The 19,041-nt window shown below is 46.0% G+C and carries 23 protein-coding genes and 1 other RNA gene; 23 read left to right on the forward strand and 1 reads right to left on the reverse strand.

Annotation, left to right across the window (positions count from 1 at the left end; all coding sequences use genetic code 11):
• The first annotated feature begins 434 nt into the window (after positions 1 to 434).
• From FW758_RS01355 to FW758_RS01380, 6 genes are all read left to right on the forward strand, one after another.
• Entirely contained in the window at positions 435 to 2,279 is a 1,845-nt protein-coding gene (locus FW758_RS01355; RefSeq protein ID WP_446444425.1) for a DUF885 domain-containing protein, read from the forward strand.
• A 281-nt stretch (positions 2,280 to 2,560) separates the two neighbouring features.
• The gene (locus FW758_RS01360; protein WP_446444426.1) at positions 2,561 to 5,782 is read left to right on the forward strand and encodes a DEAD/DEAH box helicase; all 3,222 of its coding nucleotides are present in this window, start codon (positions 2,561 to 2,563) and stop codon (positions 5,780 to 5,782) included.
• Between the two features lie 50 nt (positions 5,783 to 5,832).
• Positions 5,833 to 6,603, forward strand: a complete 771-nt coding sequence (locus tag FW758_RS01365) for a PHP domain-containing protein (protein WP_446444427.1) — start codon at positions 5,833 to 5,835, stop codon at positions 6,601 to 6,603.
• 15 nt (positions 6,604 to 6,618) lie between these two features.
• A complete protein-coding gene (locus tag FW758_RS01370; protein WP_446444540.1) occupies positions 6,619 to 7,776 on the forward strand; it encodes an SDR family oxidoreductase in 1,158 nt (385 codons plus the stop codon).
• A 366-nt stretch (positions 7,777 to 8,142) separates the two neighbouring features.
• A complete protein-coding gene (cysQ, locus tag FW758_RS01375; protein WP_446444428.1) occupies positions 8,143 to 8,955 on the forward strand; it encodes a 3'(2'),5'-bisphosphate nucleotidase CysQ in 813 nt (270 codons plus the stop codon).
• Between the two features lie 115 nt (positions 8,956 to 9,070).
• Positions 9,071 to 9,388, forward strand: coding sequence for a hypothetical protein (locus FW758_RS01380; protein ID WP_446444429.1), 318 nt, complete (start codon positions 9,071 to 9,073; stop codon positions 9,386 to 9,388).
• A 148-nt stretch (positions 9,389 to 9,536) separates the two neighbouring features.
• Here the strand turns inward: FW758_RS01380 and FW758_RS01385 are convergent, their stop codons facing one another.
• Positions 9,537 to 10,313 (reverse strand): helix-turn-helix domain-containing protein, encoded by a 777-nt coding sequence (locus FW758_RS01385; protein WP_446444430.1) that lies wholly within the window; start codon positions 10,311 to 10,313, stop codon positions 9,537 to 9,539.
• A 131-nt stretch (positions 10,314 to 10,444) separates the two neighbouring features.
• On the opposite strand from FW758_RS01385, the gene FW758_RS01390 reads away from it, so the two are divergent.
• The 17 genes from FW758_RS01390 to FW758_RS01470 all read left to right on the forward strand — a co-directional run bounded on the left by FW758_RS01390 (position 10,445) and on the right by FW758_RS01470 (position 18,979).
• Positions 10,445 to 10,702, forward strand: a complete 258-nt coding sequence (locus tag FW758_RS01390) for a helix-turn-helix domain-containing protein (protein WP_446444431.1) — start codon at positions 10,445 to 10,447, stop codon at positions 10,700 to 10,702.
• A 12-nt stretch (positions 10,703 to 10,714) separates the two neighbouring features.
• Positions 10,715 to 12,718, forward strand: coding sequence for a transposase domain-containing protein (locus FW758_RS01395; RefSeq protein ID WP_446444432.1), 2,004 nt, complete (start codon positions 10,715 to 10,717; stop codon positions 12,716 to 12,718).
• 44 nt (positions 12,719 to 12,762) lie between these two features.
• Positions 12,763 to 13,707, forward strand: a complete 945-nt coding sequence (locus FW758_RS01400) for an AAA family ATPase (RefSeq protein ID WP_446444433.1) — start codon at positions 12,763 to 12,765, stop codon at positions 13,705 to 13,707.
• A 147-nt stretch (positions 13,708 to 13,854) separates the two neighbouring features.
• Positions 13,855 to 14,070, forward strand: coding sequence for a hypothetical protein (locus FW758_RS01405; RefSeq protein WP_446444434.1), 216 nt, complete (start codon positions 13,855 to 13,857; stop codon positions 14,068 to 14,070).
• Between the two features lies 1 nt (position 14,071).
• Positions 14,072 to 14,392: a hypothetical protein gene (locus FW758_RS01410; RefSeq protein WP_446444435.1), complete on the forward strand. Its 321-nt coding sequence runs from the start codon at positions 14,072 to 14,074 to the stop codon at positions 14,390 to 14,392.
• 15 nt (positions 14,393 to 14,407) lie between these two features.
• Entirely contained in the window at positions 14,408 to 14,623 is a 216-nt protein-coding gene (locus tag FW758_RS01415) for a hypothetical protein (protein ID WP_140393424.1), read from the forward strand.
• Positions 14,616 to 15,230, forward strand: coding sequence for a DUF3164 family protein (locus tag FW758_RS01420; RefSeq protein ID WP_446444436.1), 615 nt, complete (start codon positions 14,616 to 14,618; stop codon positions 15,228 to 15,230). Before FW758_RS01415 ends, FW758_RS01420 begins: the two co-directional genes overlap by 8 nt.
• 270 nt (positions 15,231 to 15,500) lie before the next feature.
• On the forward strand, positions 15,501 to 15,773 hold the full coding sequence (locus tag FW758_RS01425) for a hypothetical protein (protein WP_446444437.1): 273 nt from the start codon (positions 15,501 to 15,503) through the stop codon (positions 15,771 to 15,773).
• Positions 15,757 to 15,939, forward strand: a complete 183-nt coding sequence (locus FW758_RS01430; RefSeq protein ID WP_259212256.1) for a hypothetical protein — start codon at positions 15,757 to 15,759, stop codon at positions 15,937 to 15,939. The genes FW758_RS01425 and FW758_RS01430 overlap by 17 nt, the downstream gene beginning before the upstream one ends.
• A complete protein-coding gene (locus FW758_RS01435) occupies positions 15,932 to 16,399 on the forward strand; it encodes a hypothetical protein (RefSeq protein ID WP_446444438.1) in 468 nt (155 codons plus the stop codon). Before FW758_RS01430 ends, FW758_RS01435 begins: the two co-directional genes overlap by 8 nt.
• Positions 16,398 to 16,474, forward strand: an RNA gene (locus FW758_RS01440) — hammerhead ribozyme type II. Before FW758_RS01435 ends, FW758_RS01440 begins: the two co-directional genes overlap by 2 nt.
• 9 nt (positions 16,475 to 16,483) lie before the next feature.
• Positions 16,484 to 16,777, forward strand: coding sequence for a hypothetical protein (locus FW758_RS01445; RefSeq protein ID WP_432342521.1), 294 nt, complete (start codon positions 16,484 to 16,486; stop codon positions 16,775 to 16,777).
• Positions 16,778 to 16,847: 70 nt separating this feature from the next.
• Positions 16,848 to 17,069: a hypothetical protein gene (locus tag FW758_RS01450; protein ID WP_432371130.1), complete on the forward strand. Its 222-nt coding sequence runs from the start codon at positions 16,848 to 16,850 to the stop codon at positions 17,067 to 17,069.
• An 8-nt stretch (positions 17,070 to 17,077) separates the two neighbouring features.
• Positions 17,078 to 17,401, forward strand: coding sequence for a hypothetical protein (locus tag FW758_RS01455; RefSeq protein ID WP_446444439.1), 324 nt, complete (start codon positions 17,078 to 17,080; stop codon positions 17,399 to 17,401).
• 10 nt (positions 17,402 to 17,411) lie between these two features.
• On the forward strand, positions 17,412 to 17,951 hold the full coding sequence (locus FW758_RS01460) for a gp16 family protein (RefSeq protein WP_259212269.1): 540 nt from the start codon (positions 17,412 to 17,414) through the stop codon (positions 17,949 to 17,951).
• Positions 17,952 to 18,029: 78 nt separating this feature from the next.
• Complete coding sequence (locus FW758_RS01465) at positions 18,030 to 18,461, forward strand: Mor transcription activator family protein (protein ID WP_105252004.1); 432 nt, start codon at positions 18,030 to 18,032, stop codon at positions 18,459 to 18,461.
• A gap of 11 nt (positions 18,462 to 18,472) precedes the next feature.
• Complete coding sequence (locus FW758_RS01470; protein ID WP_446444440.1) at positions 18,473 to 18,979, forward strand: hypothetical protein; 507 nt, start codon at positions 18,473 to 18,475, stop codon at positions 18,977 to 18,979.
• The last annotated feature ends 62 nt before the right edge of the window (positions 18,980 to 19,041 follow it).

The raw sequence follows: 19,041 nt of genomic DNA on the forward strand, positions 1-19,041 counted from the left end.
GAAGGTTTTCAAATACATAATATTGCTTATAAATAGGTCTGAATCACAGGCCGGAGTGCAGATTAACACACTCTAGGGGTTTGTATAGCTTTATTTTGAAATACCTTTCATCTATAGAGAGGCTTATAGAAAGATTTGGGGGGGGTTATACTTTATAACTGTTTATATTCAATTGGATACAAAGCTAGTTTGAAAGTTATCGAGCGTAAAAAATATTTTGTCTGTTTGTCGCGACTTAGTGACAGTTTACCTATTAGGTGTCTGTGGAGTGTGGGAGGCGACCTGTATGCCAGAGAAAGGATTCAGTCACGCTTAGTTACGTTATTAAATTGTTGCCTATTTGTGTTGGTGATATTCTCGTCTGCAAAATAACAGCGTGTTTGAGCTTTAGATTCAGTGCGATAACTGTAGACCCAATATAATAAGAATGGAGAATGACGTTGAAAACAGTACTAAAACGGATTGGACTCGGCAGCTTAGTCTTAGTGCTGTTATTAGTGGCGCTGGCCGCCCATGAATGGTTTGCGAAAAAACCGTTTTTCTTTCGCGCGTTCTTAGATCGAAGTGTGGTCAAGATGGCTTTCGAAAGCCCTGAAACCTTGACCTCATTGGGCTTCTTAGAATCGGTAGGGATTACAGGCCATAACGCCGAGTTGGATGATGATAGTCCAGAGGCGATGGATAAGACTTTCGCGCAAGTGCGAGATCTGCGTGAAACCTTATTGAGCTATTCCGATGCGGATTTAGATGAAAATCAACGTATCTCCAAGGATATTGCCTTATATCTTGCCGATTTCGCATTGGTCTCTGAGCCGTATCGTTACCATAACTATCCGCTTAATCAGTTGTTTGGCGTGCAAAACGGTTATCCCAGCTTTATGCAGGCACAGCACCAAGTTCACTCGGTGGGCGATGCTGAAAACTATCTGTCGCGTTTACAAAAGGTGAAACTTAAGTTTGCGCAAACTCTCGAAGGCTTAAAAATCCGTGAAGCTAAAGGGATTATTCCGCCTAAGTTTGTGATTGAGCAGGTACTGACCGAGATGAATGATTTTGTCGCGACGCCGATTCAAGACAATATCCTATACAGTTCATTCAAAACCAAATTAGCTGACACGGATATCAGTGCCGATGAACAAGCACGGTTATTGGCAGCGGCCGAAGCGGACATTAAAGGTTACGTGCATCCAGCGTATCAATTATTTATCGACTACTTTACCCAGTTACAAGCCAAAGCGGAGACGGATGATGGTTACTGGGCGTTGCCAAATGGCGACCTTGTCTATGAGCAATTGCTGAAGTTCTTTACGACCACTAATTACACTGCTGACGAAATCCATGCCAAAGGGCTGGCAGAGGTGGATCGCATTCAGAGCGAGATCATGACTATCTTAGCCGCTGAAGGTTACGATATAAGCCAAGGTTTCTCGGTCGCGATTGAAGCATTAGCCGCCGATCCTAAGTTTTACTACGAAGATAGCGATGCGGGCAGAGCGCAAATTCTGGTTGATTATCAACATATTCTTGATGAAGTGAATGCGGGACTCGGTGATGCCTTCCGTATTCGACCCGAAGCGGGCATGGAAGTGGTGCGCATTCCTGAATTTAAAGAGAAAACAGCACCGGGTGCCTATTATCAGCAGCCCGCGATTGACGGTAGTCGTCCAGGGCGTTTCTATGCCAATTTATATGACATCAAGGCCACGCCTAAATACGGTATGCGCACTTTAGCCTATCACGAGGGGATCCCTGGCCATCATTTCCAAATCGCAGTGGCGATGGAGTTAGAGGGTATGCCACTTATTCGTAAGATGGCGCCTTTTACGGCGTACATTGAAGGTTGGGCTTTATATAGCGAACGTTTAGCGTGGGAGCTCGGTTTTCAAAAGGATCCCTTTGATAATATCGGTCGTTTGCAGGCAGAGTTGTTCCGCGCTGTACGTCTAGTGGTGGATACAGGCATTCACCATAGCCGTTGGACTCGCGAACAAGCGATTGACTATATGAAGAAAAATACTGGCATGTCCGATCGTGATGTCACGGCAGAGATTGAGCGTTATATCGTTATGCCAGGCCAAGCGACGGCTTATAAAGTCGGCATGATGAAAATTCTCGAACTGCGTGAAAAAGCCAAGTCGGCCCTAGGAGATAAGTTCGATCTCAGAGACTTCCATGATGTGGTACTGAAAAATGGCGCCGTGCCCTTGGATATCTTAGAAACATTGGTCGATCGCTACATTGCTGATACAAAAAGTGCTGAGGCTAAAGCAAAAGGCTAAAGCTAAAGTTTAGCCCTTGGTTGCAACCGTTAACGCTTAGTGATTAATGCAAGGCTAACACCTGATTTATCAATGGCTTTATGCGAGTTTAAATCCATCCCCTGTCTGCGAATAAGTGTGTTCTCTTAATCTTGCAGGCAGGGTGGGTTTATCGATAGAGGCTATCATTCTGGCTTTCGGCCAAGGCTTTCAATACAATCCCACACAACTCATTGATAAATGTCGCTCGGCAATGGCTTGCTATTGTTAGGTATTGATATTTTTAGTTTCAAGGTTTTTACATGAATCGCTTGTCCCCCCAAGATCCTATCCAATTGACTCGCACTACTATTGAGTCATTATTCACGCCGCCAACCTTAATGCGCGCCCGTGATTATGTGATGAAGGGACGGGTCTTGAGCGCCAAAGCGAATGCCGATTTTCGTCATATTGAAGGTCGCGTCATGGGGACGGAATCCCTGCCCTATCGTCAAGATATTCGCCTCGTGAGTGTTAACCATAAGTTGATCATGAATGGCTTCTGTTCATGCCCCGCCACTGGGCATTGCAAGCATATTGCCGCCGTGCTTTACAGTTTACTGAGTGATAGAACCGTTGAAGATCAACGTATTGCCCAGTGGTTACATTTGCTAGACGAAAGTGATGATCTCACGGTTTCAAATGTCGATTTACTCTATGACGATCGCGTGCTGTACGTGTTATCCAAAGATGATAACGGCGTTTTCCTTGAACTAAGAAAAGGCAAGCTGGCGAAGAAGGGCGGCTATAACAAAGGCTCGAAAATCGCGTTATCCGATGTGCAATACTATATGCCCGCTTGGATTGGCGCCGAAGACGTACTCATCATCAATCTCATCATGTCGACTCGTCGCCACGGTGCCTCGCGTTTGTATCTTAAAGCTCAGTTAGGCGCTATGGCGCTGGAAAAAATGCTCGTCACCGGGCGATGTTTTTGGGAAGAGAGCCGTTTAGCGCTTACCCGAGGTGAACCGTTAAAGCCAGAATTCATTTGGCTGGATAAGGATGCCGAGCATAAACAGATGCAGTTGATGCTGCCCAATAAGGACAATTGGGAGCTGATCCCCTGTGAGCCGCCGACTTATATCGATTTAGATTATTTTAAGATAGGCGCATTAGAGACAGAGATCAGCGTTGAAAAACTCTTGTTACTCAGCCAGATGCCGCCAGTGCCTAGCTCGCAGATTGAAATGGTGAGCCACAAACTGATTAAACACTTTTCGGCAAAAACCGTACCTACGCCCGCATCGATTGATTTTGTCGAGCTGCAAGTGCCGCTGCAAGTCCGTTTGACCTTAACCTCGCAGGATTTACCTGAGTTTGCTATGGCGCAGCCACTGGTGCTGCTGGAGTTTGTCTATCAAGACGTGGTACTTGGCGGCCAATATCCCGACGAGCCCTTGTCCTTAGTTACCCATCAAGGCAAAACCTATCAAGTCGCGCGTCAACTCGATGCGGAAATGGATGCGATTAATCGTTTAATGGCATTGGAACTGGTGGAGCTGGCGCCTTCTTTTATCCCTAACAGTGGCAGCTATGTCAGCATTTGGGGTTTAGGGTCACTGCCAGAAACCATTGATGCTTGGTTGCACTTTATTCAACAGGACATCCCGGCGCTAGAGGCCTTGGGCTACCAAGTGCATTTTGCCGACCACTTCAGCTTGAATGTGATTGATACTCCGCTGGCGATTGAACTGGATGATACCCAAGAGGGCTGGTTCTCCCTGTCACTGAATGCCGATATCGATGGCCAAATGGTGCCTATGCTGCCGTTAATTGCCACTTGGCTTAAGCTGTATGGTGAACCAGCTGATGATGCAGAATTACTGCTGCCCAGCCCAAATGGCGATTGGTTAAAAGTTAAAGCTAGCGTGATTAAGCCGCTGATCAGCATAATTTTAGAACTGTTCGACAGCCATAAAGGCAATAGCGTGTCTTTGCCTAAATACCGTGCCCACCTATTAAATGATTTTGCCGACAGCGATATTCGTCTGCTTAATGGTGAACGGGTACGCAGTTTAGCAACTAAGCTTGAAAATTTTAACGGTGTGTTAGAGGTTGCAGTCCCCGACAACTTACATGCTGAGTTACGCCAGTATCAACAGCAAGGCTTAAATTGGCTCTGTTTTTTAAAGGAATATCAGCTTGGCGGTATTTTGGCCGATGATATGGGTCTAGGTAAAACCATTCAAACCTTGGCCTTTTTACTCAAGCAGCAAGCGTTAAAACCGACGGGTGCTAGCCATGTACCGAGCCTCATTATTTGCCCAACGAGTTTAGTGGGCAATTGGGCGAAAGAAGCCGCGAAATTTGCACCTTCGTTAAAGCTTGTCGTGATTCATGGCGCCTTGCGTAAGCCTTTGCTCGAGCGCTTAGGTGAGTTTGATATTGTGGTGACGACCTATCCGCTGATTGTGCGCGACAGTGACTATTACCAACGGCAGGTGTTTGAACATATCGTGCTCGATGAAGCGCAGCAGATTAAAAATGCGCAGGCGAAAGTGACTCAAGTGATTAAAGCTCTTAAAGCGCCGTTTAGATTGTGTCTGTCGGGTACGCCGCTTGAAAATCACTTAGGTGAACTTAAGTCCTTGATGGACTTTTGTTTGCCCGGACTACTCGGCACGAATGCCTTCTTTAACAAATCCTTTAGGCACAAAATTGAACGTTATGGCGATAGGGAACAAGCGCAAATCTTGAGTCAACGGATTGCGCCTTTTGTGCTGCGCCGAACCAAAGATGAAGTGGTCGGTGAATTACCCCCTAAAACCGAAATCTCCCAGAGCTTAGAGTTAGAAAAAGATCAGCGAAATCTCTACGAGAGTATTCGACTGGTGATGGAGAAAAAACTGCGGGATTTGTTTGCCTCTCAAGGTGTTGCTAGCAGCCATATCGAGTTTCTCGATGCTTTACTTAAGCTACGCCAAGCCTGCTGCGATCCGCGCTTGGTGAAGTTAGAGCAAGCCCAAAAAGTGAAGAGTAATGCTAAGTTAGACTGGCTAAAACAGAACTTGCCCGAGATGGTGCAAGAGGGGCGTAAGATATTAATTTTCAGCCAGTTCACTAGCATGCTTAGCCTGATTGAAGCAGAGCTGGTGGACTTAGGGCTCGATTACAGTAAGCTCACCGGGCAAACTCGCCTGCGCCAAGCGCAGATAGATAAGTTCCAAGAGGGCGATACGCCTGTGTTCTTAATCAGTTTAAAAGCAGGCGGCACTGGGCTTAATCTCACCGCGGCGGATACTGTGATCCACTATGATCCTTGGTGGAATCCAGCGGCGGAAAAGCAGGCAACGGACAGAGCCCATCGTATCGGCCAAGATAAGCCCGTGTTTGTCTATAAGCTGATTGCCGAAGGCACAGTAGAAGAAAAAATCCAAGAAATGCAGCAGCATAAGCAAAGTCTGGCGGACAGTATTCTCGAAGGTAAAGGCAAGGGCACATGGCAAGGAAGCGCCGATGAATTGTTATCGCTCTTTAGCTAAATCGTGGCCAGTTTTTCTAAATTGATTGAATCATTTGACTGAGGTGAACCATGCAGTACCAAGTCGACACTCATACCCATACTGTGGCTTCGAGCCATGCTTATAGCACGATTCATGACTACTTAGCAGTGGCAAAACAGAAGGGGATTCGCTTATTTGCCACCACAGATCATGGGCCTGCGATGGCCGATGCGCCGCATTTTTGGCACTTTGTGAATTTAAGAGTGTTGCCGCGTATGGTCGATGGCGTCGGGATTTTGCGTGGTATCGAAGCCAATATTAAAAATATCGACGGCGAGATTGATTTCTTTGGTGATTATTTAAAGCAGCTCGATATTGTGCTCGCGGGATTCCATGAACCCGTCTATCCGCCGTCAGATAAAGCGACTCACACAGAGGCCATGATTAATGCGATTAAGAGTGGCAAGGTTGATATCATTACTCATCCGGGAAACCCCGCCTATCCGATTGATATTGAAGCCGTTGCCCGCGCCGCTGCCGAATACGGTGTAGCGCTTGAAATTAACAATTCCTCCTTTGAAGTATCCCGTAAGGGCAGCGAAGCCAATTGCACTGCGATTGCTAAAGCGGCCAAGGAATTTGGCACTATTTTAGTTATGGGCTCTGATTCCCATGTGGCTTTCAGCTTGGGCGGTTTTGCGCGGGCGCAAGCGATCATCGATGAAGTGGCTTATCCGCCCTCACGATTACTCAATCGCAGTCCTTCGGCACTCTTGGCCTTTTTAGCCGCCCGTGGTCATGAAACCGTCGCCGATTTGATCCCCTTATTTAGCTACGATGCTGAATTAATAGAAGCATAGTGAATAATATTAGTGATGAAAATCGTGGTCACTGAGGCTATGCCAACTCAATGCGCTGAGGCGAGCACCACAGAAGCCAACATCCCGCAAGTCGTGTTAATCACGGGCGCGAAGAGTCAGCTCGCTCAGGCGTTACTGAGAGTCGCTGCCGATATTGGCGAGTTAGCCCTAAATAGCATCACAAGTGCAAACTCGAGCACAAACACTGGCGCACTGCTGAAGCTTTATGCCTTAAGTCACAGTCAGTTAGATATTACCGATGCCGCCAATATTGCTGCAGTGTTTGATCAATATCGACCCAGTTGGGTGATCAATTGCGCGGCCTATAATGCGGTTGACGCTGCTGAGCATGACGCAATCGAAGCGCATCGGGTGAATTCACTCGGCCCTGAGTTATTGGCGCAGCAATGTTTACTGTCGGGCGCGCGCTTGCTGCACGTGTCGAGCGATTATGTGTTTGGTGGTCATGCTGTTTGCGGTATTGCTCATGCAACTGAACGTGCTGTAAGTGATGCTAGAGAAGCTGACTTTGAACAGCATCAAAACCCTGACTTAGCTCCAAATTCAAATCCAAACCATTTACCAAGGCCATTTGTTGAACTTGATGCTCCCGAGCCGTTGTCTGCTTACGGTAAGAGTAAGTTGCTCGGTGAGCAGAAGGTAGTGGCGGTCTTGGGTGATTGCGCAACGATTGTGCGCACCTCATGGCTTTACGGTCAAGATGGGCATAATTTTGTCAACACCATGCTGAACTTGATGCGTACTCAGCCAAGTTTGCAGGTGATAGCCGATCAAATCGGCTGCCCGACATGGAGTGATACACTCGCTAAGGTGATTTGGCAATTAGTCATGCAGCAGCGCTCAGGCGTATTTCATTACAGCGCTCAAGGCCAATGCAGTTGGTATGAATTTGCCTGTGAAATCCAGCGACAAGCCCTAGCGCTTAATTTGTTAAGTCAACCTGTGGTCATCCAGCCAATTACCAGTGCTGATTACGCTAAACAGGCATTAAACCGCGGCGTGAATTTGGCAAAAAGGCCGAGTTATAGCGTGCTGAACAGTGGTAAATTACGCTCCACTTTGGGGGTCAATAACGCACTGTCGATGCCCGAACAGATCGAGTGGCAAGATTGGTGTCAGCAACTGAATCGCATGTTGCGGCGGTTATCTTGACGATATTGAGTGTGACTCACATTTTGCTTTAGGCAATTTTAATCAGGCGTTAAGCGTTTACGTTATCCAGCGTTTAATGCTGTCGAAAACCATAAGCCCGCCAATAATCAGATTTAAGCGACAAATGTAGACTATCAATATGAAAACATAGGCTGTGAATACGAATGCAGCTGGACTCAAGCCCCTTCTCAGCGTCAATGGCTTGCCTTAGTATCGTAATCACTTTGTTAATCTGTGGTTTTGTGTGCCGCGGTTTAGGCCGCGAGTCTTAGTCTATTTTGCTTGATGTATGATGAATTTGTTCTAAATTCCCCTTGGATGACAATGGCATAATGCCAAGATATTTAATGCATTAAGGAAGTTTCAGTGACAAACAAGACGACAATAGCACAGACATTGACCAAACAAGATCTATTACAAGTGGTCGCGATTGCCAAAGCGGCGGGCGATGCCATTATGACGGTTTATGGTCAAGATGACTTTTCGGTGAGCCACAAGGGCGACGATAGTCCCGTGACGGCCGCCGATTTAGCCGCGCACCACGTAATAGTGGCGGCATTGGCGCAGCAGTTTGTCGGTATTCCTATTATGTCTGAGGAAGCGGCGGATATTGCGTGGGATGAGCGTCGTCAATGGCAAACCTATTGGTTAATTGATCCTTTAGATGGCACTAAGGAATTTATTAAGGGCAATGGCGAGTTTACCGTCAACATTGCGCTTATCCATCAAGGGGTTGCAATCGCAGGTGTGGTATATGCGCCTGTGCTCGATACCTATTACTATGGCGCTAAGCATTTAGGTGCATGGCGTCAACAAGCGGGTCAAGAAAGTCCTTTATTGGGCGCTAAAGTGCCACGTGCGATGCCGATGATTGTGGGCAGTCGCTCGCACTTGAGCCCTGGTTTAGCGCAATATTTACAACAGTTTGGCGAGCATGACATCTTAAGCGTGGGTAGCTCGCTTAAGTTTTGTATGTTGGCAGAAGGCAGTGCCGATCTGTACCCCAGACTGGGCCCTACCAGCGAGTGGGACACTGCGGCGGCGCAAGCTGTGCTCGAAAGTGCAGGCGGCACAGTTGTCTGTTATGAGTCAGGTGAACCATTAACTTATAATCAAAAACCTGACATTTTAAACCCTTACTTTATTGCCACAGCGCCAGGCTGGGTGTATAGGGACTAGTGAGATGAACAGAAACATAGGCTAGGGATCATATTGGATCAACGCGGAACAACTGGGATTTCCCAATCAAGCCCAAGTGGGATATAGTGGGATTAATTGAACGGGAGGTGTTGAGATGTCGCGAGCAAGAAACTTTGTTTTGAATCTACTGCTTGAGCTGAAAGAACAGCTTGACAGCATGATTAGAAAGGAAGCCTATGGCAATAGTACCGCTATCGCTGATTGGCTTCACGAACCTAGCAGGACTGCGGTAGCGAGGTATGAGCAAGCATTGAAAAGGAAAGACGGTGTGCCGGATATGGCGGGTTCTTTTAATGCAACGGTTAAAGCCTCTGTTGCTGGCGGCGAGTTAGCATCGCTGTACCAAGAGCTTGGTGAACTAGAATATAAGAAGTCATTATTGCTTGAGCGGATACGGGATCTAATGGAATGACATAGGGCGCTAATAGCGCCCTTTTTTATTGCCATCTAAAAATCTAGTGGTTTGAGCACTCCTTTTAAAATGTGCTGATTTAGCCTAGTAGATTGAGCACTAGCTGATTATGTTGGAAGTTAGTTTAAAACCCGTTTAAACATTTAAATCAGTCGCCGATATCCTTTGATATTCGGACCACTTGCCCAACAACTGTGAACTGATGTTGGTCCTCTTGATTGATATCTAGATCAACGTGAGATTGGTTATCTGTGATTAAGCGCCAGGTATTAAGGATGCTTTGAAACCTTCTGACTAACAACTTATCTTCATGTCTAAAAACATAGATATTTCCATCTTGCGGTATATTCCTGAACAGGTGTACAACCAATGCATCATTATTGTTAATTGTTGGCATCATGCTATCACCAATGGCAAAAATCAAAGCTAATTGATTACCATTAAAACACCTTCTATTCAACCAGTTACGGCTTACAGGCTTATACTTTACTTTATCAAGTTGATCTATGTTTGGGTAAATAGCTAAGCCGTTTGATGCTTTCATTACATAAAGAGATATCAGCTCAAACTCATCCATAAAGTCAGGTGTAACCCGCTTAATAGAATAGCTCCCCATAGGCTCATCTATACCATCCCACTTATCATTAAAAATGCACCTCTGCGCTTCAGGAGGCAAAATGCTTATATGATACTCAGTAGCTTTAGTTCCCTGCCTACGTCGCTTTAAATGTTCTCTTCCTTTCAAAAGTCTTTCTAATTCGTCCCTTGCCCGTCTGTCCGATGTTGGCATTTGGGGTAATCCAGAAACTTCAGATGCGATAAACCATACCGTCCTTTGATCTACGTGAGAAAGGGACTCTATTTCCTTTTCGTGTAAATTGCTGTCCGATTCATCAATGTTATTGTATTTAATACTCTTTTCCATATTTAAACAGCCTTTGAATAAACCCACAAAGGGACACTAAAATAAAAATAGTGTCCTTATCTATTGACCATAGGTGTCCGTTGGATCAATACTCTAGTTACTAAGTAGAGCAACAAGCAGGGGTAACTAAGGTGAATAACGAAATAGTCTCTCAAAAAAGCGACCAAGATGGAAGTGATTGGCATAGAGCCGACATTATCGCCGCTCTAAAAAAGCGTGGATTGTCCGTTCGTCAACTATCAAGGGACGCGGGATTAGGTGAAAACACACTAGCTAATGCACTGCGTTCACCTTGGCCTAAGGGCGAGCGAATCATTGCAGAAGCTATTGGTAAGTCTCCAAAAGAAGTATGGCCTAGCCGTTATCGCTCATTGCATATAGCGAGCTAAGGAGTAATCCATATGTGGCTAATAGCTGATGAAGTTGCAGGTATTGTTGGTATGCCAACATCTGCAAGAAGAACAAGAGATTTGCTTAAAAAGCTTTCCTCAGAAAAACCAGAAATGGAAAGGAAACGCTTAGGCAGTAAGGCTATGGAATACCATATCAGCCTATTGCCGACGGCAACTCAAACCGCCCTTTATAAAATCAAAGGCCAAATCAAAGTTGGCGATCAAGTTCTGGCATTACCTAAAAAGAAAAGCCAGCAGACCTATTGCCGTGAAGCACTTTGGGCGCGTTGGAATAAAACCAATCATGCAGCCCAGGCTAAAGCGCAATTTGCTTTGCGTACTGTGCAAGCCGTGTTTGCGCTTAAGCGTAATGGCATCAAATTGATGGATGCGTATGACTCAGTTTGTGCCGAGTACGGCATTGCACTTAGCACGCTGCGCCGTCATTGCTCTATGGTCAAAGGGATTGATGAAGCCGATTGGGCGCCAGCCTTGCTGCCGAAACACTTTGAAGCCTCACAGGCCAAGAAGAAAAACCAATTTGCGTTTGTATCACCAGATGCATGGGAAGCCTTTAAAGCTGATTACCTGTCATTAGAGCAGCCAGCAATGACTGTGTGTTACGAGCGCTTAAAAGATACCGCTAAAGGTAAAGACTGGGTGTTACCCAGTTTAAAAAGCCTTTCCCGCCGTATAGCCCACGAAATACCCGCACAGCAATTAGTGCTACTGCGTGAAGGTGAGCATGCCTTGCACCAACTTTACCCACCGCAAGAACGCACAGTCGAAGGCTTGCATGCGCTTGAATGGATAAATGGTGATGGCTACTTACACAACGTGTTTGTGAAGTGGTTTAACGGTGAAGTACTGCGCCCTAAAACGTGGTTTTGGCAAGACATCTACAGCCGTAAGATCATTGGCTGGCGTTGTGATATCAGCGAAAACACCGACAGCATCCGTTTGTCTCTGATGGACGTATGCGAAAAGTACGGTGTGCCAAAAGAAATCACGATCGATAACACCCGCGCAGCGGCCAACAAATGGATGACCGGAGGCGTGGCTAACCGCTACCGCTTTAAAGTTAAAGAAGATGACCCGTTAGGCATCATCCCCATGCTTGGGATCAAGCTGCATTGGTCGAGTGTGATCCTCGGTAAAGGCCACGGCCAAGCTAAGCCTGTGGAACGTATGTTCGGCGTGGGTGGGCTTGAGGAATACATAGATAAACACCCGTTATGTCGTGGTGCCTATACAGGCCCTAACCCAATGGCGAAGCCGGATAACTACGGCAGCAAAGCCATAGCAGCAGAGGACTTTTTAAAAGCCATTGCTAAGGGTGTTGAAATGTACAACGCCAAAGAAAACCGCAATACCGAAATCTGCAAAGGCTTTATGAGCTTTGATCAGGCATTTGATACCAGCTACCAAAACGCTGAAATACGCAAAGCCACCAAGGCACAGCTGCAACTGATGATGCTGCAAGCCGAAGCGGTGCGGGTATCTAAGCACGGTACGATTGTGCTCGATGCTGGCGGCAGTATCAAAGGCCGTAAAAACCGTTATTTCAACGAGACGATGATGAACTATGTCGGCCAAAAACTGGTCGCTCGTTTTGACCCGTTAAAGCTGCATGACTCATTAGAGATCTACGCCCTCAACGGTGTGCATATTTGTACCGCTGAATGTCTTGAAAAAGATGCCTTTGGTGATACCCAATCAGCGCGTGAAACCAAGCGTAAACGTACTCAGTTTACTAAGAGCAACAAGCTGGCTGCGGCTGCAAAAATCAGCGTAGACCAACTTGAACTTGCCGCAATGATGCGCCCAGCAGCCGAAGAGATTATCCCCGAAACCAAAGTGGTAATGATGGTGCGCCCGACCTCAATCGGTAACACCGCTGCCGCTATGGCTTACGACTATGAACACGACTCAGACCACCAAGCCGAGTGCGCCGCTAACTTTAGCGAAAGCGTTGCCTACCTGCGTGAACTGAAAAGTAAAAACCGTCTTTAAACCGACTGTAAACCCTAGTTAAACGAGCAATAAAAGGAATGAATATGACCAACGTACACAGCCTAGCGAAGGCCGAAAGCAAACAAACAGACGTCATCATGCGCATAGCAACCTTGATTAATGCGCAGCGCGTGACCAGCGGACAAGTGGCGCAAGAAATCAGCGTCGCCCCGTCCACTTTAAGCCAAGTACTTAACGGCCAATACAAAGCCGATCCCGTCAAGATTGTAGAGAAGCTAGCCAAATGGCTGCGCCTACGTGAACAACGTGAAGCCAACCCAAACATGGACCCTGGCTTTGTGTGGACGCCCACCGCCAAGTTGATTATGGACGACCTCACCTATGCACAAATCACCGAATCTATTGTGGTGATCTACGGCGCATCCGGTGTCGGTAAAAGCAAAACGCTGGATGAATACAAACGTACTAACAACAACGTCTGGAAAGTCACCGCCAGCCCAAGCCGTTCAAGCCTCACTGAATGCCTGTATGAAATCGCTATGGAACTCGGTATGGACGATGCGCCACGCCGTAAAGGTTCACTATCCCGTGTTATCCGTCAGCGCCTGAATGGCAGTGAAGGCTTAGTGATTATTGATGAAGCCGATCACCTTGATTACCCCACGCTAGAAGAACTGCGCATCCTCCAAGAAGAAACGGGGATCGGTATGGCACTGGTGGGTAACAACAAGGTTTATAGCCAACTCACAGGCGGACGCCGCAACGAAGACTTTGCTCGCTTGTTCTCACGCATAGCTAAAAAGCGTGGCATCCACAAAGCCAAGCAAGCCGACGTTCGCGCCATTGCTAAAGCGTGGAAAGTGCCAGAAGGCGCGGAACTGAGTTTGATGATCCAAATCAGTGAGCGCCCAGGTGGCCTACGCCTATTGAGTAAAACCCTAAAGCTGGCGGCCATGTTCGCCAAAGGCGCGGCTATCACAGAGCAATTGCTACGCACTGCATTTGCCGAACTAGAAACTAACGAGTGAGGTGAGTGATGGAAACATTAGCGCTAGTCGCTCAACTGTTTTGGGTTGTTGTAATTGGGTGTGTCGGGTACTGCGTATTCAATCTAGTTGAATGGATATTCAGTCTTTTTGGTGGTGTTTGTTTTGGATGTTAGCAAGGGGATCAATATGGAAACAGTAAACAAGATTGAAGAGAAAGTGCTTGCAGTCATCAAGGGTAAGCCAGTTGAAGCTAACCGCTTTATCACTAATCGCCACGGTAAAAAGTTTGAGTTTGATCGCGTGGGTGTCAATACCCGCGGCGGGTTCTGTTTAGACCAAATGCGTGATGACGAAGAGGTCATTGCACCAGGGCTTATCTACCGAGAAGTGAAGGAGGCATGAGATGAAAACTCAACTCGAAAAACAAGCGCAAGCACTTATCGCTGTTGGCCGTTTAAATCTGCATGGTTGCACAGTGATCAGCATTAACAGTCAGCACTTAACGCCAGTGATCGACGTAGATAAACCGCCGTTCAAACTGCGTTCAAAAGCGGTTCGCATTACCGAAGTACTGCACGGTGTAGTGAATCAGATCTGTGTTGCTAGTTACAGCGGGTGCCTCGTGCGCTGGGTAGATGATGGCATGGAAATACCAGCGCAGATTTGCCAAACCCTTAATCAATATTCACCTGAGTTAATCAGCCTGTGGCCGAAGAATTTTTAATAAGTGAGAACTGAAATGACAGACAAAAAATTGATATCCAAAGCGAAGTACATGGAAATTTTAAAGCAGCAATTAGCGAATTACAAAAGCCAAGTTGATGCAGCAAAACAAAATTACGCCACCTTAGATTATGCGATTGATGACTTGGAAGAACTCGATTTTGAACAGGTAGAAGTTGTTCAAGATGGTGAAAACTTCTCTTTCAATATCGTGGAGAAAACAAATGACTAACCAACCCGCCCCACAGGGCTTCCGCTTAAATGCACTCGGTCATGCTGTACCAGAAAGCCAAGTGAAAGACATCGACAAACTGCGTGATGAAGTCGTGCTCAAAATCGTCACTGCTGCCAAAGAAATGCAAAGCCACATGGCGACATACAAAGCAACCTCAATGCGAGAAGTTGCCGACTTTATCGACCTCAGCGCCAGCGAATTTGGCGTCAAGTTTGGCGGCACTAAGGGCAATGTTTCTTTAGTGTCATTTGATGGCAAGTACAAGGTCCAGCGCAGCATAGGCGAGCACCGCATTTTTGATGAACGGATACAAGCGGCCAAGGTGAAAATTGATGAATGTATTCAGCGTTGGTCGGTAGGTTCGAGCGACCATATCAAAGCCTTGGTGGAGCTGTCATTCAAGGTCAATAAGCAGGGTTGTATCGACATTAACCAAGTGCTGAGCCTGCGCCAGTTAAACATCGATGACACTGATTGGCGTGAGGCAATGGATGCCATCGCTGACTCAATCCAAGTGATGGGAAGTACGCCTTACCTGCGCGTTTACGAACGCCAAGACGATGGCACCTATAAGCAAATTGCGCTCGATATCGCCAAGTTGTAGCCATGCAATATCTGCTACTGACCCGCTACGGAGAAGTAACCGTAAGTCGCCACGCTGTACAAAGGTGGCGACAACGAACGGGCCGCAACTGGCCGCAGATGGTCGAGGCGATAACCACCGCTCACCGACCCACTAAGCAGCAGCTGCGGCGGATAAGGAAGCGTTCAGGCTGGCAACCAAAACGAATATTGGAATGCGAGTGTGCCTACTTCCTTATCACTAACCACAACATAGTCACCGTGTATGACAAGACACGAAGGAGTGAAACCGATGATGAATGATCTTAAATGGCTGTTCACTGCGCCCTACAGCAAAGGTGAATTAGAACGTGAAATCGTAATGGCCCAAGCATTGATCGAAAGCGAACGCGCTGGCACGGCATTCCCTGATTCCACCTTTGAGGATGGTTATATCGCCGCCCTTAACTTTGTACTGGGTAATGAAGGTTCGAACGTACGCGAAGAATACGAGGCGCTTTGTGCTGAGGTTCACGCTAAGAGTGAAGCGTTAAGCACTGGCGGTGAGCATGAGCAAACGCCATGAGGACATCATCAAAAACATCATGGCTTATGGCAGGTTCAAAACCAAAGAACTCGCTGAGGCTTGGGCAGTAAAAGAGTTTGGTAGCGACTGGCGTACACGCAGCGCAGTAAAGGCCAAGCGGATCATTATGACAAACCCGCATGAGAAGGAATGGGACGATGAATAAAACCACAGCAAGTACAGCAGTAATTACAAAAGAGCAATGGCAACAGATTGAGGCAGAGTTATCAGGCCATTTTGTAAGCGTTAAATTTAACTATCAAGGCCATAAAATTGGCGTTACTCGCGAACGTAAAAATGAGTCAACCACGCTTTTAGTGGTTTATATCAATGGTGAAATTCTAGGTAAGTGGTTTACCCGTCCAGAAGACTCACCAAAGATTTTGCCAGAGGTTTGGTGTAAGCGCAGTCGTTCCCGTTATGAACCTAAGTTCATCGCTGATATTGAAAAGATTTATGGTAAACGCCGAGCTAAAAAAGAATATCCCGATCTCCATAGTCGTCGCGAATGGTTTGAACCGTTATTCTCAAAATCATCTGTGCTGTGCCGCCAGTTTAAAAAGCTTGAAGGCTTAGAACTTACTGAGGCTCATTTTTTAAAAACGAAACAAGCAGACGTTGCCTAAGCGAAACAAGCAAGGCGCTGTGGTGCCTTGCTTGTCTGTTCGGCGTGGTAGCCGAGCACTGATGAGCAGCCAAAGGAAGCTTAAATGAAAATGTTACTACGTGGTGCAGAGTCACCAGAGCGCATAAAGCTAATGCTTAAGATGACGGGTATTAGAAGTCCCGAAATCATTGCCGCGATTTATGAGCATTTGCAATTCGGTATGCGTGAAAAGCATGCTGCAATTAAGCACGGTGTAGAACAACAAAATTTGAATAGAGCGTTAAATAAGCTCAATGAGTTTGCGAAAGATTATGAAGAACTCAAGGCGCTAGATTGGCAACACTTAAATAAATTACATCACAAAAGTGATGTTAAAAATTCAAGTTTAGAAATTTAAACGCGGTTTAAAACCAAAGTAAACGGGGGTTAAAACTATGTTCGGTGAATACACGCCACTAATGAAGCCCATGCTGATAGCTCGCCGCATGGAACGCGGTACGGCGATTGTTGATGATGTACTCGGCCTACTGAAACTTTGCCCCCGCTGCCAAGAGTTTTGGCCGCAAGATACGCTGTTTTGGTCTACCTCTTCACGCGAAGCTGATGGCCTGCAATGCCATTGCAAAGCGTGTCAGTCAGAGCACCGCAGTGAACGAATACAACGTAATGAAAGCCGCAACGCGGCATAGGATTATTTATGGATTTTGATGGTAAGACATTAGGAAGGTTTCGTTTTATCGAAGCAGTTCTAATTGTGCATGGGGTAATTCGTAGGGCTCATATTGAAAGAGCTTTTTGGGTAAACTCTGCTACCGCGAGTAAAGTCATTTCACTTTTTAAACAGGCATCTCCAAGCGCTTTAAAAATGTCTCGATCAGCTAAATATGGTGGAGGAAATATTAATGTGAGGTCAATTAATTTTAAGCCAATATTTTTGCATACTTCACCATCTGAATTTTTAGCAGCAGCTGAACTAATTTCAGGTCAGCAAATTGTCGAAATTAAACAGATAATTTCTTAAGGGGTTAACTATGTCTAACGCTCTTAAGCTGGTCCAAATCGGTAAACGTGATCTGCAACTGGACGATGCCATGTATCGCGATTTGTTAGAACAGATCACCGGCGAACGCAGTGCTAAGGGACTGAGTGAAACCCAACTCAATGCAGTCGTGGCCGCAATGAAGTTGCGCGGCTTTAAGCCAAAGCCTAAGCCTCAACCACAGGCGGCGGAGGTGCCGAAGATCCACGCCATTTGGCTAACCATGTATGACCAAGGCTTTGTGCGTAGTCGAACAGAAGTCGCACTTAATACCTACGTTAAACGCATGACTAAAACTAGCAACGGCCAAGGCATTGACCGTATAGAATGGTTAAAGTCAGCACAGGCTGTGATGGTATTGGAAGCGTTAAAGAAGTGGCATTGGCGCTGTATGGCTGATGCCATCATCGCCCGTGGTGGCCGCGTTCCGCTTAATGATAAATTGACAGACAAGGCAGGCTATGAAAAATTAGCCGCCCACTATGAAGAGTTTTACATTAAGCGCAAACCAGACCAAAACCCAATCCCATGAAGATGGGATCACCTATGCCGTATACTTAACACACCTCGCCATGCGGGGTGTTTTTCTATCTGGTGAAAGGTGGCGGCAATGACTCAATCAACAACTCATATACACAATGCGGCAAACGAAGATAACGGCGACTTTTTTGGTTACGATAATGTCAGCCTAGAAGATGTTGAACGCATAGCTGATGATGAAGAGTCACAGCGGTGGCCTGAAGCGATGCGCCAAATCTATGTCATGTTTAAACATGAACTTGAAGTGCATGATGCTGATACTCGAATTGCCATTGCATTACTAAATCGTATTTGTCGTGAGTTCGGTGGTGTGCAGCTGTACCTACCCCGTGGCCGTCAACTTGAATCTGAGATCATGAATCTGTCAATTTGGCATGAGTTCAAAGGCGATAACGTTGAGGAACTGTCGCGCAAATACGATAAGAGTATGCAGCATATCTATCGCGTTATTGCTAAGATGCGCAAACGCGAAGTGAAGAACCGACAACCAGAATTGTTTTAAGGGACAGTGTTATGAAGAAAATGCCGCTATTATTTTTAATTTCCACAGTATTTGTTTTTGGATGTAGTAATTCAGATGATGATTTTTCCTTTGAAATTAATCAACGTGACATTGAACATTCAGAGAAAATTAAAGATGCTGGTTCTGTTTTATCTCAGCTTTGTCCTCCAGTAAAGAAGGCTAACAGTGTAAATGCTTCATATCAGAGCGATGTCGTTATTGGATATGAATCTAAAAACAAAACAGGTAGTTGGGGTGATGAGGAACTAGATCTAACTAAGCCAATTAAAGAAGCTGGTATGCTTGGATACCGATCAGAAAAATACGGTTGGACTTATGATATTGAGTTTAAAATAAAAGATGATAGAAGCGGCCATACACACTGGATATATGTTGGTGGTGACGATAATGGTATTAATGGGTTTCTTGTGGCAGGGAAACAAGAGAGCCTTGATTTTTGCAAAATAAATGCAACTATGCATGATAGTTATTTTTTACCAGTTTCAGTAAGTGAATAATTCTCGTTAGTTAATCCCCAGTCACTATAAAAAGCACAATCCGATTAGGCTATTTTAATCAG

This window comes from Shewanella sp. 1180_01 (assembly GCF_052850535.1).

Coding starts and splice junctions, on each gene's coding strand:
- FW758_RS01355 (WP_446444425.1), top strand. CDS start 435: ATGACGTTGAAAACAGTACTAAAACGGATTGGACTCGGCAGCTTAGTC.
- FW758_RS01360 (WP_446444426.1), top strand. CDS start 2,561: ATGAATCGCTTGTCCCCCCAAGATCCTATCCAATTGACTCGCACTACT.
- FW758_RS01365 (WP_446444427.1), top strand. CDS start 5,833: ATGCAGTACCAAGTCGACACTCATACCCATACTGTGGCTTCGAGCCAT.
- FW758_RS01370 (WP_446444540.1), top strand. CDS start 6,619: ATGAAAATCGTGGTCACTGAGGCTATGCCAACTCAATGCGCTGAGGCG.
- FW758_RS01380 (WP_446444429.1), top strand. CDS start 9,071: ATGTCGCGAGCAAGAAACTTTGTTTTGAATCTACTGCTTGAGCTGAAA.
- FW758_RS01385 (WP_446444430.1), bottom strand. CDS start 10,313: ATGGAAAAGAGTATTAAATACAATAACATTGATGAATCGGACAGCAAT.
- FW758_RS01395 (WP_446444432.1), top strand. CDS start 10,715: ATGTGGCTAATAGCTGATGAAGTTGCAGGTATTGTTGGTATGCCAACA.
- FW758_RS01400 (WP_446444433.1), top strand. CDS start 12,763: ATGACCAACGTACACAGCCTAGCGAAGGCCGAAAGCAAACAAACAGAC.
- FW758_RS01405 (WP_446444434.1), top strand. CDS start 13,855: ATGGAAACAGTAAACAAGATTGAAGAGAAAGTGCTTGCAGTCATCAAG.
- FW758_RS01410 (WP_446444435.1), top strand. CDS start 14,072: ATGAAAACTCAACTCGAAAAACAAGCGCAAGCACTTATCGCTGTTGGC.
- FW758_RS01415 (WP_140393424.1), top strand. CDS start 14,408: ATGACAGACAAAAAATTGATATCCAAAGCGAAGTACATGGAAATTTTA.
- FW758_RS01420 (WP_446444436.1), top strand. CDS start 14,616: ATGACTAACCAACCCGCCCCACAGGGCTTCCGCTTAAATGCACTCGGT.
- FW758_RS01425 (WP_446444437.1), top strand. CDS start 15,501: ATGATGAATGATCTTAAATGGCTGTTCACTGCGCCCTACAGCAAAGGT.
- FW758_RS01430 (WP_259212256.1), top strand. CDS start 15,757: ATGAGCAAACGCCATGAGGACATCATCAAAAACATCATGGCTTATGGC.
- FW758_RS01435 (WP_446444438.1), top strand. CDS start 15,932: ATGAATAAAACCACAGCAAGTACAGCAGTAATTACAAAAGAGCAATGG.
- FW758_RS01445 (WP_432342521.1), top strand. CDS start 16,484: ATGAAAATGTTACTACGTGGTGCAGAGTCACCAGAGCGCATAAAGCTA.
- FW758_RS01450 (WP_432371130.1), top strand. CDS start 16,848: ATGCTGATAGCTCGCCGCATGGAACGCGGTACGGCGATTGTTGATGAT.
- FW758_RS01455 (WP_446444439.1), top strand. CDS start 17,078: ATGGATTTTGATGGTAAGACATTAGGAAGGTTTCGTTTTATCGAAGCA.
- FW758_RS01460 (WP_259212269.1), top strand. CDS start 17,412: ATGTCTAACGCTCTTAAGCTGGTCCAAATCGGTAAACGTGATCTGCAA.
- FW758_RS01465 (WP_105252004.1), top strand. CDS start 18,030: ATGACTCAATCAACAACTCATATACACAATGCGGCAAACGAAGATAAC.
- FW758_RS01470 (WP_446444440.1), top strand. CDS start 18,473: ATGAAGAAAATGCCGCTATTATTTTTAATTTCCACAGTATTTGTTTTT.